At 65.3% G+C, this 16,374-nt stretch carries 14 protein-coding genes; 1 reads left to right on the forward strand and 13 read right to left on the reverse strand.

Going from position 1 to position 16,374, the window contains the following annotated elements:
* Positions 1–41: 41 nt before the first annotated feature.
* Together CH281_RS11310 and CH281_RS11315 are read right to left on the reverse strand one after the other, a co-directional pair.
* Positions 42–467, reverse strand: a complete 426-nt coding sequence (locus CH281_RS11310) for a PPOX class F420-dependent oxidoreductase (RefSeq protein ID WP_027496298.1) — start codon at positions 465–467, stop codon at positions 42–44.
* Positions 468–547: 80 nt separating this feature from the next.
* Positions 548–2,005 (reverse strand): amidohydrolase, encoded by a 1,458-nt coding sequence (locus tag CH281_RS11315; RefSeq protein WP_094694161.1) that lies wholly within the window; start codon positions 2,003–2,005, stop codon positions 548–550.
* 55 nt (positions 2,006–2,060) lie between these two features.
* Here CH281_RS11315 and CH281_RS11320 point away from each other — a divergent pair, with 55 nt between their 5' ends.
* Positions 2,061–2,516, forward strand: coding sequence for an acyl-CoA thioesterase (locus CH281_RS11320; RefSeq protein WP_256983468.1), 456 nt, complete (start codon positions 2,061–2,063; stop codon positions 2,514–2,516).
* Here CH281_RS11320 and CH281_RS11325 read toward each other — a convergent pair.
* The 11 genes from CH281_RS11325 to mftG form a co-directional block, all read right to left on the reverse strand.
* A complete protein-coding gene (locus CH281_RS11325) occupies positions 2,492–4,456 on the reverse strand; it encodes an acetoacetate--CoA ligase (RefSeq protein ID WP_094694163.1) in 1,965 nt (654 codons plus the stop codon). The genes CH281_RS11320 and CH281_RS11325 overlap by 25 nt on opposite strands.
* Positions 4,457–4,487: 31 nt before the next feature.
* Positions 4,488–6,104, reverse strand: coding sequence for an AMP-binding protein (locus CH281_RS11330; protein ID WP_179274178.1), 1,617 nt, complete (start codon positions 6,102–6,104; stop codon positions 4,488–4,490).
* Between the two features lie 52 nt (positions 6,105–6,156).
* Entirely contained in the window at positions 6,157–6,963 is an 807-nt protein-coding gene (gene eutC, locus CH281_RS11335) for an ethanolamine ammonia-lyase subunit EutC (RefSeq protein ID WP_045841996.1), read from the reverse strand.
* Positions 6,960–8,372, reverse strand: coding sequence for an ethanolamine ammonia-lyase subunit EutB (locus tag CH281_RS11340; protein WP_032373902.1), 1,413 nt, complete (start codon positions 8,370–8,372; stop codon positions 6,960–6,962). The genes eutC and CH281_RS11340 overlap by 4 nt, the downstream gene beginning before the upstream one ends.
* On the reverse strand, positions 8,369–9,823 hold the full coding sequence (eat, locus tag CH281_RS11345) for an ethanolamine permease (RefSeq protein ID WP_032373903.1): 1,455 nt from the start codon (positions 9,821–9,823) through the stop codon (positions 8,369–8,371). The genes CH281_RS11340 and eat overlap by 4 nt, the downstream gene beginning before the upstream one ends.
* 121 nt (positions 9,824–9,944) lie before the next feature.
* Complete coding sequence (locus CH281_RS11350; protein ID WP_027496286.1) at positions 9,945–10,928, reverse strand: cation diffusion facilitator family transporter; 984 nt, start codon at positions 10,926–10,928, stop codon at positions 9,945–9,947.
* Between the two features lie 113 nt (positions 10,929–11,041).
* Positions 11,042–11,581, reverse strand: a complete 540-nt coding sequence (locus tag CH281_RS11355; RefSeq protein WP_027496285.1) for a DUF779 domain-containing protein — start codon at positions 11,579–11,581, stop codon at positions 11,042–11,044.
* Positions 11,581–13,104, reverse strand: coding sequence for an acetaldehyde dehydrogenase ExaC (gene exaC / locus CH281_RS11360; protein ID WP_027496284.1), 1,524 nt, complete (start codon positions 13,102–13,104; stop codon positions 11,581–11,583). The genes CH281_RS11355 and exaC overlap by 1 nt, the downstream gene beginning before the upstream one ends.
* 121 nt (positions 13,105–13,225) lie before the next feature.
* On the reverse strand, positions 13,226–14,521 hold the full coding sequence (locus CH281_RS11365) for a transcriptional regulator (protein WP_027496283.1): 1,296 nt from the start codon (positions 14,519–14,521) through the stop codon (positions 13,226–13,228).
* A gap of 109 nt (positions 14,522–14,630) precedes the next feature.
* Positions 14,631–14,768, reverse strand: a complete 138-nt coding sequence (locus CH281_RS26870; RefSeq protein ID WP_167326762.1) for a hypothetical protein — start codon at positions 14,766–14,768, stop codon at positions 14,631–14,633.
* Between the two features lie 57 nt (positions 14,769–14,825).
* Positions 14,826–16,373: a mycofactocin dehydrogenase MftG gene (gene mftG / locus CH281_RS11375; RefSeq protein ID WP_230595237.1), complete on the reverse strand. Its 1,548-nt coding sequence runs from the start codon at positions 16,371–16,373 to the stop codon at positions 14,826–14,828.
* Position 16,374: the final 1 nt, after the last annotated feature.

The following is a 16,374-nucleotide window of genomic DNA, read 5'->3' on the forward strand; positions in this document are numbered from 1 at the left end:
CGGCCAATCTACAGGCCCGCACGCGCCGAGTTCGTCGGTTGTCACGCCGTCATGTCGAAAGCGGCAATCACCTTGGTAGGTACCAAACGAACGATCAATTCGCCCGGAACTCCATTGCGTCTGCCGAACTCCTCCCCTCTGTCGCGGCCCATGTACCGCGCTCCGATCTCGGTGGCCGTGCGCACCAGTTCTCGGGGATCCTCGTCGATCGAGGCAACGCCCTGCACCTGCACGAACCCGTACGGCGGCTCTTCGAGATCGACGGTCAACACGATCCGAGGGTCCCTGCGGATCGCTCGCCCCTTGGCGGTATCGGCTCCGGTGTTGAACACGATGGAATCGTCCTCGACGACGAACCAGATCGGGGCGACCAGGGGCCGTCCGTCGGAAGCGAGGTAGCCGACCTTTCCGGTGCGGGTACCTGCCGACAGAAACTCTCGCACGCGTGGATCGGTGAAAGACGTCATCGACGTCACGCTACTCGGCCGGACCGACAGGTTCACGTCACCGACGAACTCGGCCAGGACGTGCCGCCCGATCGACGATGCTATGCCGGGCCGACGTGGGTGAGCAGACCGGCACAGATCGTGGCCCGCACCTCCGTGTCGGCCAGATCGTGCGCCGAGCGATGCACCGGGTGCTCCTCGAGAACGACGATGTCCGCGACGTCCCCTGCGCGGAGCGCAGCGCGGTCGCCGCTCGCCGCCTGCAGTGCCGCGCCGAGAGGAACCGATTCCTCGGCATGCCACGGCGGCCGGTCGTCGTCGGTTCGGAATACCGCCGCCGCGACGCCTGCCAATGGCTCCGGTGGACTCACCGGAGCGTCGGAGCCGAAGAGAAGCGTGGCACCGCTTCGATGGAGCGACCCGTAGCCGTAGGCGACCGAGCGTCGACCTGCCCACAGATCCTCGGCGATGTCGCGGTCGGCCATGGCGTGCTGCGGCTGCACCGACGCCGCAACGCCCAGCGCCGCGAAGCGTGCGATGTCTTCGGGGACGAGCTGCTGCGCGTGTTCGATACGACCTCCGCAACCGGCCCGCTCGAACGCATCGAGCGCAACACCGTTCGCCCGGTCACCGATCGCATGGACAGCAGAGGTGATTCCGCCGCGAGCTGCGCGAGAGACGAGCTCGTACAGTCCGTCGTGGGTCTCGAGCAACAGTCCGTAGGCGTTGTCACCGTCGACGCCCGGGTAGCGATCGTGACAGCAGGCCGTTCTGGTGTTCAGCGAGCCGTCGAGCATGACCTTCAGCGGTCCGCGCCGAATCATGTCCGAGACGGCCGAGACGTCGCCGGTGCGCTCCCCACGATCGAGCGCTTCGTCGAGCCACTGCGGCCACACCGTGGTGTCGACGCGCACTGCGGGAGATCCGGCCGACAGGCGTCGATCCCAGACCGTCCGGTTGTCGGCGAACTCGAAATCGACGACGCCGGTCACTCCGCGGACCGCCAGTGCCGCGGTGGCGTCGAGCACCGCTCGGTCCAACTCGGCCGGGTCCTCCAATGCCTCCAGCGCCATGACGGCCTCGAGACCGTCGACGTCACGAAGCACTCCGGTGGGATGATCGATACCGAGATCGCGCAGCAGCGCCGGACTCAGCCACAGCGTGTGCAGGTCCATGCTCGTCAACGCCACACGGACGCCGGGCAATGCATTCTCGAGTAGATCCTTGTGTGGTTCGTCGGGCCACTGCGCGTCCCGAAAGCCGTTGGCGCGCACTACGGAATCGCCTGCTGTGCGCGCATAGGGGAACACCAGTGCCGCGGCATCGGCCGCCGACGAGGCCGGCCCGACGTCGATACGCCGCCGCGCCGCTGCCCATTGCGTCAGATGAACATGACTGTCCACGAAACCCGGCAGGGCCACTCCCCCCGCCCCGTCGACGACCTCGACGCCGCGGGTGCGATCGCGACCGGCCGGGGTGATGGACCCGATGGTCGAGCCGACGAGTTCGATGTCGAAGAGCACGCCGGAATCATCCAGTGCGACATTGGCGATAATCACTCCTGGGACTCTAGAGCGTCGCCCCCAACGCAGGCGCGCATGCCATCCTCTAGCAATGAAGACAGAGCCTGTGGCGATGCAGACAGATCGGATCGACCCCGTCGGATATCACGCGACCGTCACGGTGCGGTGGTCGGACATGGACGCATTCGCGCACATCAATCACGCCCGGATGGTCACTCTGCTCGAAGAGGCGCGCATCGAATGGCTGCTCAGCGAGGGCGAGGCCAACGAAAGCCTGATCAAGAGTGCGTTGATCGCGAACGTCACCATCGCGTACAAGAAGCCGCTTCGGCACTCGGACGGTCCGCTCGACGTCACACTCTGGTTCGAGAAGGTACGTGCGGTCGATTTCACCATCGGCTACGAGGTTCGGGCAGCGGGCGCGGCCCCGGTTTCGCCGCCTGCGGTGGTGGCGACCACTCGCATGGCGATGGTCGACGTCGGGGCGGAGACTCTGCGCCGGATAGCGCCCGAGGAGAAGGCCTACCTCGCGCGCTGGACTCGCTGATACTCCGCCGCGCGATCTGCGAACCACCGCACCGCCTCCGGATCGTCGACGGCACTGGTGTCGAGAGCAGTTGTCTCGGCAGCACCTTGGAACATTTTCTTGAGCGGCACTTCGAGCTTTTTACCGGTCCGCGTGTGCGGGATCGCGGGCGCTGCGACGATGTCGTCGGGAACGTGCCGCGGGGACGCCTGAGTCCTGATGACGGCAACGATGCGCTCGCGTAGCTCCGCGGTGAGCCCATCCGGGACCACCACGAACAGCGGCATCCAGTATCCCCCGTCGGGCTGTTCCATGCCGAGCACCAGGGCCTCGGTGACCTCGTCGAGAGATTCGACGGCCTGATAGATGTCTGCGCTTCCCATTCGAATCCCGTTGCGGTTCAGCGTCGCATCGGAACGACCGTGCACGACGACGCTGCCGCGTTCGGTCACGGTGATCCAGTCGCCGTGCCGCCAGATGCCCGGATAGGTATCGAAATACGCGTCCCGATAACGGGTTCCGTCGGGATCGTTCCAGAACCGCACCGGCATGGACGGCATCGGTTCGGTGACGACCAGTTCGCCCACTGCGCCGTGCACCGAGTTGCCTGCCTCGTCGTAGGCGTCGAGCGCAACGCCCAGGAACGGAACCGACAACTCGCCCGCCCAGACCGGCACGGTCCGCACTCCCCCGGCGAACGCCGACACCACATCGGTACCACCGGAGATCGAGAACACCGGTACGTGGGCTCCGACGTTCTCCGACAACCAGATCGACGACGTCGCGGGCATCGCAGACCCGGTGATCCCGATGGCGCGCAGGCTCGAGAGATCGTGATCGGCACCGGGGTGTGCGTCCGCCTTGATGCACGCGAGGACGTACCCGGGGCTGGTACCGAGGTACGTCACACCCTGCGCGGCCGCAATGCCCCACAGCGCATCCGTTCTCGGGAACGCTGGATTTCCGTCGGTGGACACGATCGTGGCACCGACGAGCAGACCGGCCACCTGGAAATTCCACATCATCCAGCTCGGGCTCGTGTACCAGAAGAACACATCGTCGGGTCCTAGATCCGAGTGCAGTGCAACGGATTTGAGATGCTCGAGCAGCACGCCACCATGGCCGTGCACGATCCCCTTGGGTCGTCCCGTCGTCCCCGACGAGAACACGACCCACAACGGGTGATCGAACGGCACTGCGACCGGAGCGAGCTCGCGTGGTGTCGCGGTCGCGTCCGCCCAGCTCAGCGACGTCGCCGCGGTTCCCACAGTCCCGGCAGCGTCGCCGATGGTCACCACAGTGCGAACCGTCGGCAGTCCTTGAGCGAGGGTGTCGACGTCCGCACCTTTGTCGCGGAAGGCCCCTCCGTAGACGTACCCCGACGCGGTGATCAACGCCGCGGGATCGAGCTGCCCCAGTCTGTCGAGCGCTGCCGCCGCCGAGTAGTCCTGCCCACACGCAGCCCATACCGCGCCGAGACTTGCTGTCGCCAGGAAGGCGATGATCGCCTCGGGCACGTTCGGCAGGTACCCGACGACGCGGTCGCCTCGCCGGACGCCCGCGTCGGACAGGGTGCCCGCCAACGCACCGGCCTGGGCGATCATCTCGGACCACGTGACGGTCCGCGTCGAACCGTCCTCGGAGGCATGAACGATGGCGGCTCGATCTCCTCGAGCGTGCCGGACGACCTGATCGACGTAATTCAGCTCGGCACCCGGGAACCACTGCGCCCCCGGCATACCGTGGCCCTCGAGCACCGACTCCGGCTCGATGGTGGAGCGAATGTCGAAGTAGTCCCACACCGCTGTCCAGAACGATTCGATGTCGTCGATCGACCACCGCCACAACGCTGCGTAGTCGGGCAGCGTCACCTCGTGGCGCTCCTCGACGAACCGGGTGAACTCGGTGACCCGAGCGTGCTCGACATCGGTATCGGTGGGCGTCCACAGCGCACTGGTCATGGACGTCAGTATGTCAGCCCAACGGCTGGGTTCAGATCAATCCGAGCGAGCGTTCACGCATCTCGACCTTGCGCACCTTGCCGGTGACGGTCATCGGGAACTCGTCGACGACGTGCACGTAGCGCGGAATCTTGTAATGCGCGAGGCGACCGTTGCAGAACTGCCGCACCGCGTCCGAATCCAGTGGTGCGGCACCGTCTCTGAGCTGTATCCACGCCATCAACTCCTCGCCGTACTTCTCGTCGGGAACACCGATGACCTGAGCGTCGAGGATGTCGGGGTGGGTGTAGAGAAATTCCTCGACCTCGCGGGGATAGATGTTCTCGCCGCCGCGAATCACCATGTCCTTGATGCGCCCGGTGATCGCGACGTAGCCGTCACCGTCCATGACTCCGATGTCGCCGGTGTGCATCCACCCGTCGCTATCGATGGCCTCCGCGGTCTTGTCGGGCTGCTCCCAGTAACCGATCATCACCGAGTAGCCACGGGTGCACAGTTCACCCGCCTCGCCTCGCGGCAGTGTCTCACCGAGAACGGGGTCGACGATCTTCACTTCGAGATGCGGACCCACACGACCGACAGTGGACACTCGCTGCTCGATCGAGTCGTCGCTGCGAGTCTGCAGCGATACCGGCGACGTCTCGGTCATGCCGTAGCAGATGGACACCTCTGCCATTCCCATGCGTTCGATGACCTGCTTCATCACCTCGGTGGGACAGGGTGATCCGGCCATGATTCCGGTACGGAGGCTGCTCAGATCGAATTCGCCGATGTTCTCCAGTGCCAACTCGGCGATGAACATGGTCGGTACGCCGTAGAGCGAGGTGCACTTCTCATCGGCCACGGCCGTCAAGGTCGCCACCGGGTCGAACGCCGGACCGGGGATGACCATCGTTGCTCCGTGCGACGTGCACGCGAGATTGCCCATCACCATGCCGAAGCAATGGTAGAACGGCACCGGAATGCAGACCCTGTCGTTCTCGGTGTAATGGCAGAGCTCGCCGACGAAGAAGCCGTTGTTCAGTATGTTGCGGTGACTGAGCGTCGCACCTTTCGGGAAACCCGTTGTACCCGATGTGTATTGGATGTTGATCGCGTCGTCCGGGCGGAGTGTGCTCGACACGTCGGCGACCATCCGCGGAGTCTTCGCCAACGCTCGGTGCCCTCGATCGGTCATCGCTTCCCACTGAATGCTTCCGATGAAGAGGACCTCGCGCAGAGTTGTCACTTCCGGTCGCACGTCGTCGATCATGGCCGTGTAGTCGGACCCTTTGAACTCGGTGGCCGACAACAGCACCGAGACACCCGCCTGTCTCAGCACGAACTGCAGCTCGTGCGAGCGGTACGCCGGATTGATGTTGACCAGAATTGCCCCGATCTCCGCCGTCGCATATTGCGCCAGCGTCCATTCGGGGCAGTTCGGTGCCCAGATCCCTACTCGATCGCCTACTTGTACTCCGGCCACGAGAAGCCCCGCCGCCAACAACTCGACGTCCGCCGCGAACTCCGAGTAGGTCCACCGCCTGCCCGACGCGACATCGACGAGGGCATCGCGTTCGGCGTGCCGCTCGACGGTGCGATGCAGGTTTCGGCCGATCGTGTCGTCGAGTATCGCTGTGTCCGAATCGCCGCGGGCGTAACTGTCCATGAGCCTCACGGTAGTGACGCCGGTCACGGCCGGCCACCCCCGAATGGGGGTCCTACTCCAGCGTGATGACGTCCGCAGCCTCGAGCACCTCGGCGCGCGACGTGTCCTTGAGCGCGACGCCGGACCGTCCGAGCTTCCTGGCTCCGGCCAGCAGACCTGCCACGATGCGGGCCGACTGCGCGTACCCCTGCCCCTCGGGCGGGTGGATGTTGGAGATGCAGTTGCGATCGGCGTCGGTACGGCCGGGCTTGGGAAGGTGCGTCAAGTAGATACCGAGACTGTCCGCGACGGACAGGCCCGGCCGCTCCCCGATGAGAACCAGTACCGTCCGCACGCCCATCGCCGCCGCGATGTGATCACCGAGCGCCACTCGGGCCTCGGTCGCAACGACCGGTGCAGCAATCGAATACCGCTCGGCAAGTTCGGTTTTCAACGCTTCCACCATGGCGACACCGTGATCCGCCAGGGCACGGGGAGACAATCCGTCGCTCAGCACGATGCCTATCTCGTCCTCCGAATGTGCAATCGCCGACAAATCCTTCGGCTGACGACCCAGGTCCGGACGACGCAGATACTCGGCCCGGCTCGTCGCCAACGACGTCACCACCGAGGGTGTACCGAGCCCCACCTGCTCCACCCGACGCACGAACTCGTCGACCTCGAGTGGCATGTGCACCGCATCCCGGGCCGCGGCGTGCGCCGAGCGAAACTCGAGCACCCGCGTCGTCGGCAACGAATCGCCGATACGCCCCAGACCGATCCGAGCTTGGGTACTCGCCCGCAACTCACCCCAGAACTCTGCTTCCGGTCGTTCCGCAGGCTCCACTCCCAAATCCGGTCGTTCCGCGGGCGTGCTCATCGCGCACTCATCAAGGCCCGCAGCGGCGATCCCGCGGCATCGACGTCGAGGACTCGGCCGTCGGCGTCCGCCATCCCCAGCCGCGAGAGCCAGGACTCGAATTCCGGTGCGGGCCGCAGACCGAGGACCTGTCGCACATAGAGCACATCGTGGAAGCTCAGGGACTGGTAGCCGAGCATGACGTCATCGGCTCCCGGCACTGCAATGACGAATGCGACGCCGGCCGCACCCAACAGCGTGAGCAGCGTGTCCATGTCGTCCTGATCGGCCTCGGCGTGATTGGTGTAGCAGACGTCCACTCCCATCGGTAGTCCGAGGAGCTTGCCGCAGAAGTGGTCTTCGAGGCCTGCCCTGATGATCTGCTTGCCGTCGTACAGGTACTCGGGCCCGATGAATCCGACCACGGTGTTGATCAGCAGCGGCTCGAGATCACGGGCCACCGCGTACGCACGCGTCTCGAGGGTCTGCTGATCGACGGGCCGGTCGCCTGTACCGATGTGCGCGCCTGCCGACAGCGCCGAACCCTGGCCCGTCTCGAGATACATGACGTTGTTCCCGACGGTTCCGCGGTGCAGCGATCTACCCGCCTCGTTGGCCTCACGGAGCAACGAAATGTTCACGCCGAAGCTGGAATTGGCGCCCTCGGTACCCGCGATGGACTGGAACACCAGATCGACCGGAACTCCTTTGTCGATCAATTCCATCGTCGTCGTCACGTGCGAGAGCACACAGGACTGCGTCGGGATCTCGAATCGCTGCCGAATCTCGTCGAGCAGATGCAGCAGGTCGGCGGTGGCCTGAGGTGAGTCGGTCGCGGGATTGATCCCGATGACCGCGTCACCCGACCCGAGGAGCAGCCCGTCGAGTGTGGCCGCGGCGATGCCACGCGGGTCGTCAGTCGGGTGGTTGGGTTGCAGACGCGTGGTGAGAGTTCCGGGTAGGCCGATCGTCGTCCGGAACGCCGACGTCACTTGCGCGGCCCGAGAGACCGCGATCAAATCCTGGTTCCGCATGATCTTGCTGACCGCCGCGACCATCTCGGGTGTCAATCCGGCCGCGACCGATCGCAGTGTCGCGGCCGCATCGGGCCCCGCGGTCACCTGCAGCAACCAATCCCGAAGACCTCCCACGGTGAGGTGTGAGACGGCCCCGAACGCGATGCGGTCGTGAGAATCGATGATGAGCCTGGTGACCTCGTCGGTTTCGTACGGAACGAGCAGATCGTGCAGGAAGACATCGAGAGAGACCTCGGACAACGCCCACTGCGCGGCAGCCCGTTCGGCATCGGATTCGGCCGCGCAGCCGGCCAATTCGTCACCCGATCGCAGCGGTGTCGCTTTGGCCATCAGGTCGACCAGACCGTCGAACGTGTAAGTGGTCCCGGATACCTGCTGGGTGTAGATCGTCATTCCAGTTCGGCCTCGGCCTCGGCCAGTGCGGCGAACTCCTCGTCGGGCGAGTTGGCGACCAGATGATGTCTGCTGTAGATGCCGAAGTAGGCCATGAACGCGACGAACACTGCCAGACACCACAGTGCCGCAGTGGAATCGACGACGAAGGTGGCGACGACGGCGAGTGCCGCGATGATCAACGCGAATCCGGTGGTCACAACGCCCCCGGGGGTTCGGTACGGCCGTTCCATGTTCGGCTCGTTGCGGCGAAGCACGATGTGGCTGACCATCATCAGAACGTAGCTCAGTGCCGCACCGAACACGGCCATGTTCAGCAACATTCCGCCCTGACCGGTCAGCGAGAGCAGGAATCCGATGACGCCGGGCACGATCAGCGCGAGCGTAGGGGCTTTGCGAGAGTTGGTGATGGACAGCGTCTTCGGCAGGTAGCCGGCACGGGACAGCGCGAAGAGCTGACGCGAGTACGCGTACATGATCGAGAAGAAGGACGCGACCAGTCCGGCCAGGCCGATGTAGTTGACGATCTTGCTCGCAATTCCGTCACCGAGCGCCTCCACCAACGGGTTTCCCGATTCCTTGACGGCGTCGGCCCCGCCGGCTCCGGTCACCAGGAACAGCACGACGGCACCGGTGACGAGCAGTACGCCCATGGCGGCGATGATGCCGCGCGGGACGTTCTTGGTCGGATCCTTGGCCTCCTCGGCGGCCAGCGGCACGCCCTCGATGGCGAGGAAGAACCAGATGGCGAACGGCACAGCCGCCCAGATGCCGAGGTAGCCGAACGGCAGGAATCCCGAGGCTCCGGCTGCGTCGGTCGGCGCGATGTCGGTCAGGTTGCTCGCATCGAATTGTCCGAGGGCAGCGATGGCGAACACGATGAGTCCGACCAAGGCGATCGCGGTGATGACGAACATGATCTTGAGGGCTTCGCCTGCGCCGGAGAGGTGAATTCCGATGAACACGGCATAGACCACCAGGTACACCCACCACCCGTCGGTGATCCCGAACAGTCCGAGCGATTCCACGTACGCGCCGATGAACGTGGCGATGGCGGCGGGAGCGATGGCGTACTCGATGAGAATGGCTGTGCCGGTGGCGAACCCGCCCCACGGTCCGAGAGCACGGCGGGCGAAGGTGTAGCCGCCGCCCGCAGCGGGCAGTGCCGAGGACATCTCGGCCATTCCGAGGACCATGGCCAGGTACATGCCCGCGATGATGATCGCCGCGATGAGCAGACCACCGAAGCCGCCTTCGGCGAGACCGAGGTTCCAGCCCGAGTAGTCACCGGAGATGACGTAGCTGACACCGAGGCCCGCGAGAAGTACCCACCCGGCGGTCCCCTTCTTCAAGGTTCTCTTGGCCAGGTAGTCACCGCCCTCGACGTGCGACTGTGTGCCCTCGTAGGAGCCGGATTTCGGGTGAGGCGACTGTGGATCTTTCACGGACATTGCAAGCCTCTCGTACCAGGTCCCTCGCGAGGGGACGCCCATTCGGGTGTGTGGGGCGCGCGAACCGGTTCACGATAGGTCCGTGATGTAAGCGGGGTGTCATCGGTGAATGACGGGCGAATTACGGCTGCTGTGCAACCGCATTCACGTCACCGATATCTCCCTCGTCCGGTTCTGCGACTGTCAGTACTGCGTCCACCACAGCTCTGTTGGTTTCCAGCTCACGCTCCAGCCGCCGGAGCGTGTGCGCGATGCGTGACTCTGCGAAGTCACCGACGAGATCGACACTCGCCACCACGTAGATCTGTTTGGGACCGACGAACTCGATGCGAACGAACCGGACCGACGCCACCTCGGGGAGTAGCTCGATGCGCTGCACTACCGCGTTCCATAATGCTCGCGATCCTGGTTCGCCGGTGAGGAATCGGCGGTTTCGATCGATCAGCACGAACGCCACGATCCCGAGTAGAACGCCCACCAGAATCGAGCCGATGGCGTCGAACGCCGCCGAACCGGTGAGCTGGTGCAAACCGATTCCCGCACCGGCGATCACGATGCCGATCAGAGCCGCGCTGTCCTCCGCGAACACTGCCCGCAGCGTCGGATCCGACGTCTCCAACGCGTAATCGAGAAAGTCCTTGTCGTATTGCGCTGCCTCGCCGCGTATTTGCCGTACCGACTGGAGGAAGGACACGCCCTCGAGCAGAAACGCGATGGCGAGCACGACGTAGGCGACGAGGTAGTTCTCACTGCTCGACTCACCGGCAAGCAACGAGGTGATGCCGTGCCACACCGAGACCGCCGCACCGGCGACGAACAAGCCGATGGCCGCGAGCGTCGACCAGAAGTACGTCTCCCGGCCGTACCCGAGCGGGCGCCGATCGTCGGGGCCGCGCGCCCCGCGGCGATTGGCGACGAGCAGGAAGATCTCGTTACCGGTATCGGCCCAGGAGTGGGCGGCCTCGGCGACCATCGACGCGGACCCGGTGAACACCGCCGCGAACGTCTTGGCGATGGCCACACCGAGGTTGGCGACGAACGCGATCACCACGGTGCGCAGGCTGTCGCCGCCGTCGGCCGCGTCGGTTTTCGATGAGCTCTTCATCGTTCGCACTGTATGCGCTGCGCGCAGTGGTGCGGCTATGTGCCGCCTGGGGCACACGGGAGTATAGCCCGCGGAACGACCCGGAAGCGGAGCCGCACCACTGCCGTAGGCACTCAGCCCTGGAGCATTCCCGGCACAGGACAGGCGTCGACGGCCTCGGCGACCACGAGTGGGTCGTCGGGTACCGGCGGTCGTCGGCCCTCTTCCCAGTCGACTCCGACGAGAGGTGGATGCGCGGCGAGAAGTTCGTTCTCCTCCGGGGTGTACGCGCGCCCACGGCTCAGGAACCGCACGCCTTCGGGCGATTCGAGCGAGAATCCGCCGCCGCGGCCCGGCACCACGTCGAGTACGAGTTGGGTGTGTTTCCACGCTTGGAACTGCGAACCCGAGATCCACACCGGTACGCCGTCGACACCCTCGGGGAGGTCCTGGGCGATCTCGCCCACTCCGAGCCTGAGGTCGATGTACCCGAGCAGAACGTCGCGATCGCCGACGATGAATTCGCCTGCGGGATAACACATCGGCGACGAGCCGTCACAGCATCCGCCGGACTGATGCATCATCAGTTCGCCGTGGATACCGCCGAGGCGACGGAGAAGATCCATCGCCTCGGCGGTTGTCTTCAGCCGCGCGGGCGGCCGAGCGTTCTCCATCAGAAGAAGCCCTGCGCCTTCTGGGCGTAGCTCACGAGCAGGTTCTTGGTCTGCTGGTAGTGATCGAGCATCATCTTGTGGTTTTCGCGACCGATACCCGACTGCTTGTAGCCGCCGAACGCGGCGTGCGCGGGGTACTGGTGGTAGGTGTTGGTCCACACTCGGCCGGCCTTGATGTCGCGGCCCGCCCGGTAGGCAACGCCGCCGTCGCGGGACCAGACGCCTGCGCCCAGTCCGTAGAGGGTGTCGTTGGCGATGTCGATGGCGTCGTCGTAGTCCTTGAACGACGTCACCGACACGACCGGTCCGAAGATCTCTTCCTGGAAGATGCGCATGTCGTTCTTGCCCGTGAAGATCGTCGGCTGCACGTAGTAACCACCGTTGAGGTCGCCGCCGAGCTGTGCGCGTTCGCCGCCGGTGACGACCTGTGCGCCCTCGCCCTTGCCGATCTCGATGTACGAGAGGATCTTCTCGAGCTGATCGTTGGACGCCTGGGCACCGATCATGGTCTCGGTGTCGAGCGGATCACCCTGCCGCACAGCCTTCGTGCGGATCGCGGCCAGTGCGAGGAACTCGTCGAAGATGTCAGCCTGGATCAACGAACGCGACGGGCAGGTGCACACCTCGCCCTGGTTCAGGGCGAACATCGTGAAGCCTTCGAGGGCCTTGTCCTGGTAGTCGTCGTTGGCCTGGAGCACGTCGGAGAAAAAGACGTTGGGGCTCTTGCCACCGAGTTCGAGCGTGACCGGGATCAGGTTCTGCGACGCGTACTGCATGATCAGGCGGCCGGTGGTGGTCTCGCCGGTGAAGGCGATCTTGGCGATGCGCGGGCTCGACGCCAGCGGCTTTCCTGCCTCCACACCGAATCCGTTGACGATGTTGATCACGCCCGGGGGCAGGAGGTCGCCGATGATCGAGATCAGGTGCAGGATCGAGGCGGGAGTCTGCTCGGCGGGCTTGAGCACCACGGCGTTACCGGCAGCGAGCGCGGGCGCGAGCTTCCAGACGGCCATGAGAATGGGGAAGTTCCACGGAATGATCTGTCCGACGACGCCCAGCGGCTCGTGGAAGTGGTAAGCGACGGTGTCGCTGTCGATCTCGGACAGTGAGCCTTCCTGCGCACGGATGCAGCCGGCGAAGTACCGGAAGTGATCCACCGCGAGGGGGATGTCGGCGTTGAGGGTCTCGCGGATCGGCTTGCCGTTGTCCCAGGACTCGGCCAGAGCGATCGACTCGAGGTTCTCGGCGATGCGGTCGGCGATCTTGTTGAGGATCACGGCGCGTTCGGCCGCGGACGTCTTGCCCCAGGCGGGAGCGGCGGCGTGCGCGGCATCGAGGGCGAGTTCGATGTCCTCGGACGTGGAACGGGCGACCTCGCAGAAGTTCTCACCGGTGACCGGAGTCGGGTTCTCGAAGTACTGGCCCTTGACCGGTGGCACCCATTCGCCGCCGATCCAGTTGTCGTAGCGCGACTGGAACGACATGACGGAATCGGCGGTACCTGGACGGGCATAGACGGACATTGAAAATCCTCCTGATCGACACGTGCTGCACTGCTGATGCGGTGTGTGATTCAGGACACTAGGGGGTGCAACGTTGCAACTACGTTGCCGTCACTCCGACGGCACCGCCGCGACGGGTGCGTCAGACTCCGAGATCGCGGTCGAGCAGGTCGATACGTGCGCTGACCTGGCCGTAGAGTGCGGAATCGCGGCTCAGCGTGGCGCGATAGGCCTCCCATGCGATCACGTCGGATCGACCGTGAATAGAGGAGGTCCACTGGGCGAGCAACACCGGATCCCCCAGCCGCAACAGTGCAGCCTGCATACGAGACCGCAATTCTTCGCGAATCTCCTCGATGCCGGGTGCGGACGAGCCGGGCAACACCGGTCCGGTGTAGATCCGCAGAGCCGCCTCGACGTCGCCGCGGTCCAGGGCACGTCGGATGTCGCCGACATCGGAGGACAACTCGCCGACCAATCGGTACGGCCGGGATGCGAGGCCTGCGGTACCGAAAGACTTACGCAGCCGCGACATCTCTGCGCGGATGGTCACCGAATCGAGTTCCTGCTCGTCGAGCAGGACGGCGAGATGGTCCGAACTGAGCCCCTCCGGATGATCGCCGAGCAACAGGAGAATCTCGGCGTGCCGCTGTGAGAGAGGCGTTCGACCCGAGCCGCGTACCACTCCGGGCCGGCCGGATCCGAGGACCTCGAGACGAGGAGCGGTATCGCCCAACGATTTCGGTGAGTTCAACAGGTGCAGGCGTAATTCGGACTCGGCGGCTGCGACGGTGGCCCGCACCAGCGAGAGCACCTCGGGTACGGCCACCCGCGGCCCGCCGGTGATGTCGATGGCTCCGAGGATGTGGCCGCTGGTGGGGTGATGCACCGGTGCTGCCGAGCAACTCCATTCGTGGACCGATCGCGAGAAGTGCTCGGACGCGAAGATCTGCACGCTGTGATCGACGGCGAGTGCCGTTCCCGGCGCGTTGGTCCCCTTGCTCTCCTCGCTCCAGTCGACACCTTCGGCGAAATCCATCGTCAGCGCGCGGTCCTTGGCCGAGGAATCGCCCTCGACCCACAACAGGCGGCCCTCCGCGTCCGAGATTGCGACGAGCAGACCGGTGTCGGAGGCGTCCTCGACGAGCAGTTTGCGAATCACCGGGCGGATGAGTGCCATCGGATGCCCGTTGCGGTAGCGGTCGAGGTCCGGCCCACTCAGGGCCGGTGCCTGACTACCGCCGTCCGGGTCGACACCCTTGGTTCTACTTCGCATCCACGAGTCGAGTACGACGGACCGCACCGCCGAGCCGTGTGTACGGATGTCGTCGACGAAAGATTGATGGGCACTGGACATTTGGCGCGCCAGCACAGTGACATCCTCACCGGGGCGCACTGCGACCCAGGGGTTGCCGCCACTGTCCGATCGGCTTGCCATTCGACGCTTCCTCCGTGACCTGTCCACATCGTTGTAACCCAGCTCACAGGCAAGGATACAGCCGCTGTCGACGGGTGCGACCGGGGCCGGTCCCGTCGACGACGACCGGCTACTTCTTCTTGACGGCGGAGGTGATGATGTCGTTGCTGGTGTCTCCACTCGACTTCGCTCGCTTGTCGGCGCGCTTGTCCTTGAGTGATTTGCCGGATTTCTTGGTCATCGTGTTGCGGGGCGATTTGTCCGACATGGCAGAAACCCATCTGTTGGGGAACCTGAACGGTCCCCAGACCACGAACGCTACGCCTTACGCGCCGCGATCGTGCCGATCGATCAGCGCCGCGGCCCGCTCGGCGAACATGACGGCCGTTGCGTGGGGCCCTCTGCTGGGCACTACCGGGAACGCCGAGGTGTCGATGACGTACACGCCGTCGACCCCACGCACCCGACAATGGTCGTCCAGAACCGACCCCGGATCCGATTCGGGCCCCATTCGGGCGCTCCCGGACAGGTGCAACGACGTACCGAGTGGCGCGAGCGGATCGGCGATGGCGGGAACGTCCACGGCCGACGCCATGGCCGGGGATCGGAGCAGATCCACGGCGAGTTCGACCCCGTCTCGCATCGCCCGACGGTCCCGTTCCGATTCGAGGTAGTGGTAGTTCACCGTGGGAGGAGTGAACGCGTCCGCCGTGCGCAACGCGATGCGTCCTCGCGCGGTCGACCGCATCAGACCCACGCCGAACGAGTGCGGCCCCACGTCCAGACCGGGTATCAATTCGTCGAACCGCCTCGTGTACGGCCGGATTTCCACGTCGCCCGCGTGCAGCACCGCCTCGAGCGGAGACGACAACCGATCGTCCGGGGAATGTTCGGGGGAATGTTTCGGAACGAGGGGAACGGCGACCTCGGGGTGGTCGGAGAATCCGCGACCCACGCCCGGACTGTCGACCACCATCGAGATACCCAGCGGGACAAGATTTTCGGGATCACCGATGCCCGATCGCATCAGCAGCGCGGGCGTGTGCACGGACCCCGCCGACACGATCACGGTATCGGCTCGGACGATTCTGCGAACTCCGCCGACGGTGATCTCCACTCCGATCACCTTGCTGCCTTTGAACTTCAACGACACCACTGTCGTATCACCCTGGATACGAAGGTTGGTCCGGTCGGCATTCGGCAGGAGGTATGCCCTGGCCGCGCTCACCCGTGTCCCGCCCAGAACGTTCGAGGGAACAGCACCGACACCGCCCGCCCCCGCATCGGGAGCATTCAGGTCCTCGCGGTAGCCGATCCCGGCGCTCGTCGCCGAGTCCACGAACGCGGCGGTCAGCCGATGCCAGGCCCGCGCGGGCGGTCGGGTGATCGGCATCGGCCCGTCCGTTCCGTGCCAGCGACGCGCGATGCCAGTACGGCCGGCGGCATCGAGGTCGTGATCGCTCTCGGAACGGCGAAAGAACGGCAGCACCTGATCGAACGACCAGGTCGATTGTGGCCACGCATCGAAGTCGGCGGGGATCGCCCGGACGAAGTAGCCACCGTTGACGGCACCCGATCCGCCGAGCACTCGGCCCCGGGTCACCGTGCGCGTGACGTCGCGGGTGAGTTCGGCGGTGTAGCGGCTCACCCACCGGCTGTCCGGACCGATGGGGAGCGTCGTCGAGTCGCCCAGGCTGCGCGGAATGTCGTCGACCCCCGCAGATGCCGGCCCGGCTTCGAGCAGCAAAACTGAGCGGTCGGGATTCTCGCTCAGTCGCGCCGCGACGACACAGCCGCACGACCCGCCTCCGACGACGATGACGTCGGCGTCGAGTGGACTTCCCTCGTCGTCGGCCCGGCCTTCCAGGCGCACG

The sequence above is a fragment of the Rhodococcus sp. 06-221-2 genome, from assembly GCF_002258365.1.
GTDB classification, from domain to species: domain Bacteria; phylum Actinomycetota; class Actinomycetes; order Mycobacteriales; family Mycobacteriaceae; genus Rhodococcoides; species Rhodococcoides fascians.

What these genes read in the sequence shown, in the direction of transcription:
- CH281_RS11310 (WP_027496298.1), bottom strand. Translation starts at nt 467, where the DNA reads ATGACGTCTTTCACCGATCCACGCGTGCGAGAGTTTCTGTCGGCAGGT.
- CH281_RS11320 (WP_256983468.1), top strand. Translation starts at nt 2,061, where the DNA reads ATGAAGACAGAGCCTGTGGCGATGCAGACAGATCGGATCGACCCCGTC.
- CH281_RS11325 (WP_094694163.1), bottom strand. Translation starts at nt 4,456, where the DNA reads ATGACCAGTGCGCTGTGGACGCCCACCGATACCGATGTCGAGCACGCT.
- CH281_RS11330 (WP_179274178.1), bottom strand. Translation starts at nt 6,104, where the DNA reads ATGGACAGTTACGCCCGCGGCGATTCGGACACAGCGATACTCGACGAC.
- eutC (WP_045841996.1), bottom strand. Translation starts at nt 6,963, where the DNA reads ATGAGCACGCCCGCGGAACGACCGGATTTGGGAGTGGAGCCTGCGGAA.
- CH281_RS11340 (WP_032373902.1), bottom strand. Translation starts at nt 8,372, where the DNA reads ATGACGATCTACACCCAGCAGGTATCCGGGACCACTTACACGTTCGAC.
- eat (WP_032373903.1), bottom strand. Translation starts at nt 9,823, where the DNA reads ATGTCCGTGAAAGATCCACAGTCGCCTCACCCGAAATCCGGCTCCTAC.
- CH281_RS11350 (WP_027496286.1), bottom strand. Translation starts at nt 10,928, where the DNA reads ATGAAGAGCTCATCGAAAACCGACGCGGCCGACGGCGGCGACAGCCTG.
- CH281_RS11355 (WP_027496285.1), bottom strand. Translation starts at nt 11,581, where the DNA reads ATGGAGAACGCTCGGCCGCCCGCGCGGCTGAAGACAACCGCCGAGGCG.
- exaC (WP_027496284.1), bottom strand. Translation starts at nt 13,104, where the DNA reads ATGTCCGTCTATGCCCGTCCAGGTACCGCCGATTCCGTCATGTCGTTC.
- CH281_RS11365 (WP_027496283.1), bottom strand. Translation starts at nt 14,521, where the DNA reads ATGGCAAGCCGATCGGACAGTGGCGGCAACCCCTGGGTCGCAGTGCGC.
- CH281_RS26870 (WP_167326762.1), bottom strand. Translation starts at nt 14,768, where the DNA reads ATGTCGGACAAATCGCCCCGCAACACGATGACCAAGAAATCCGGCAAA.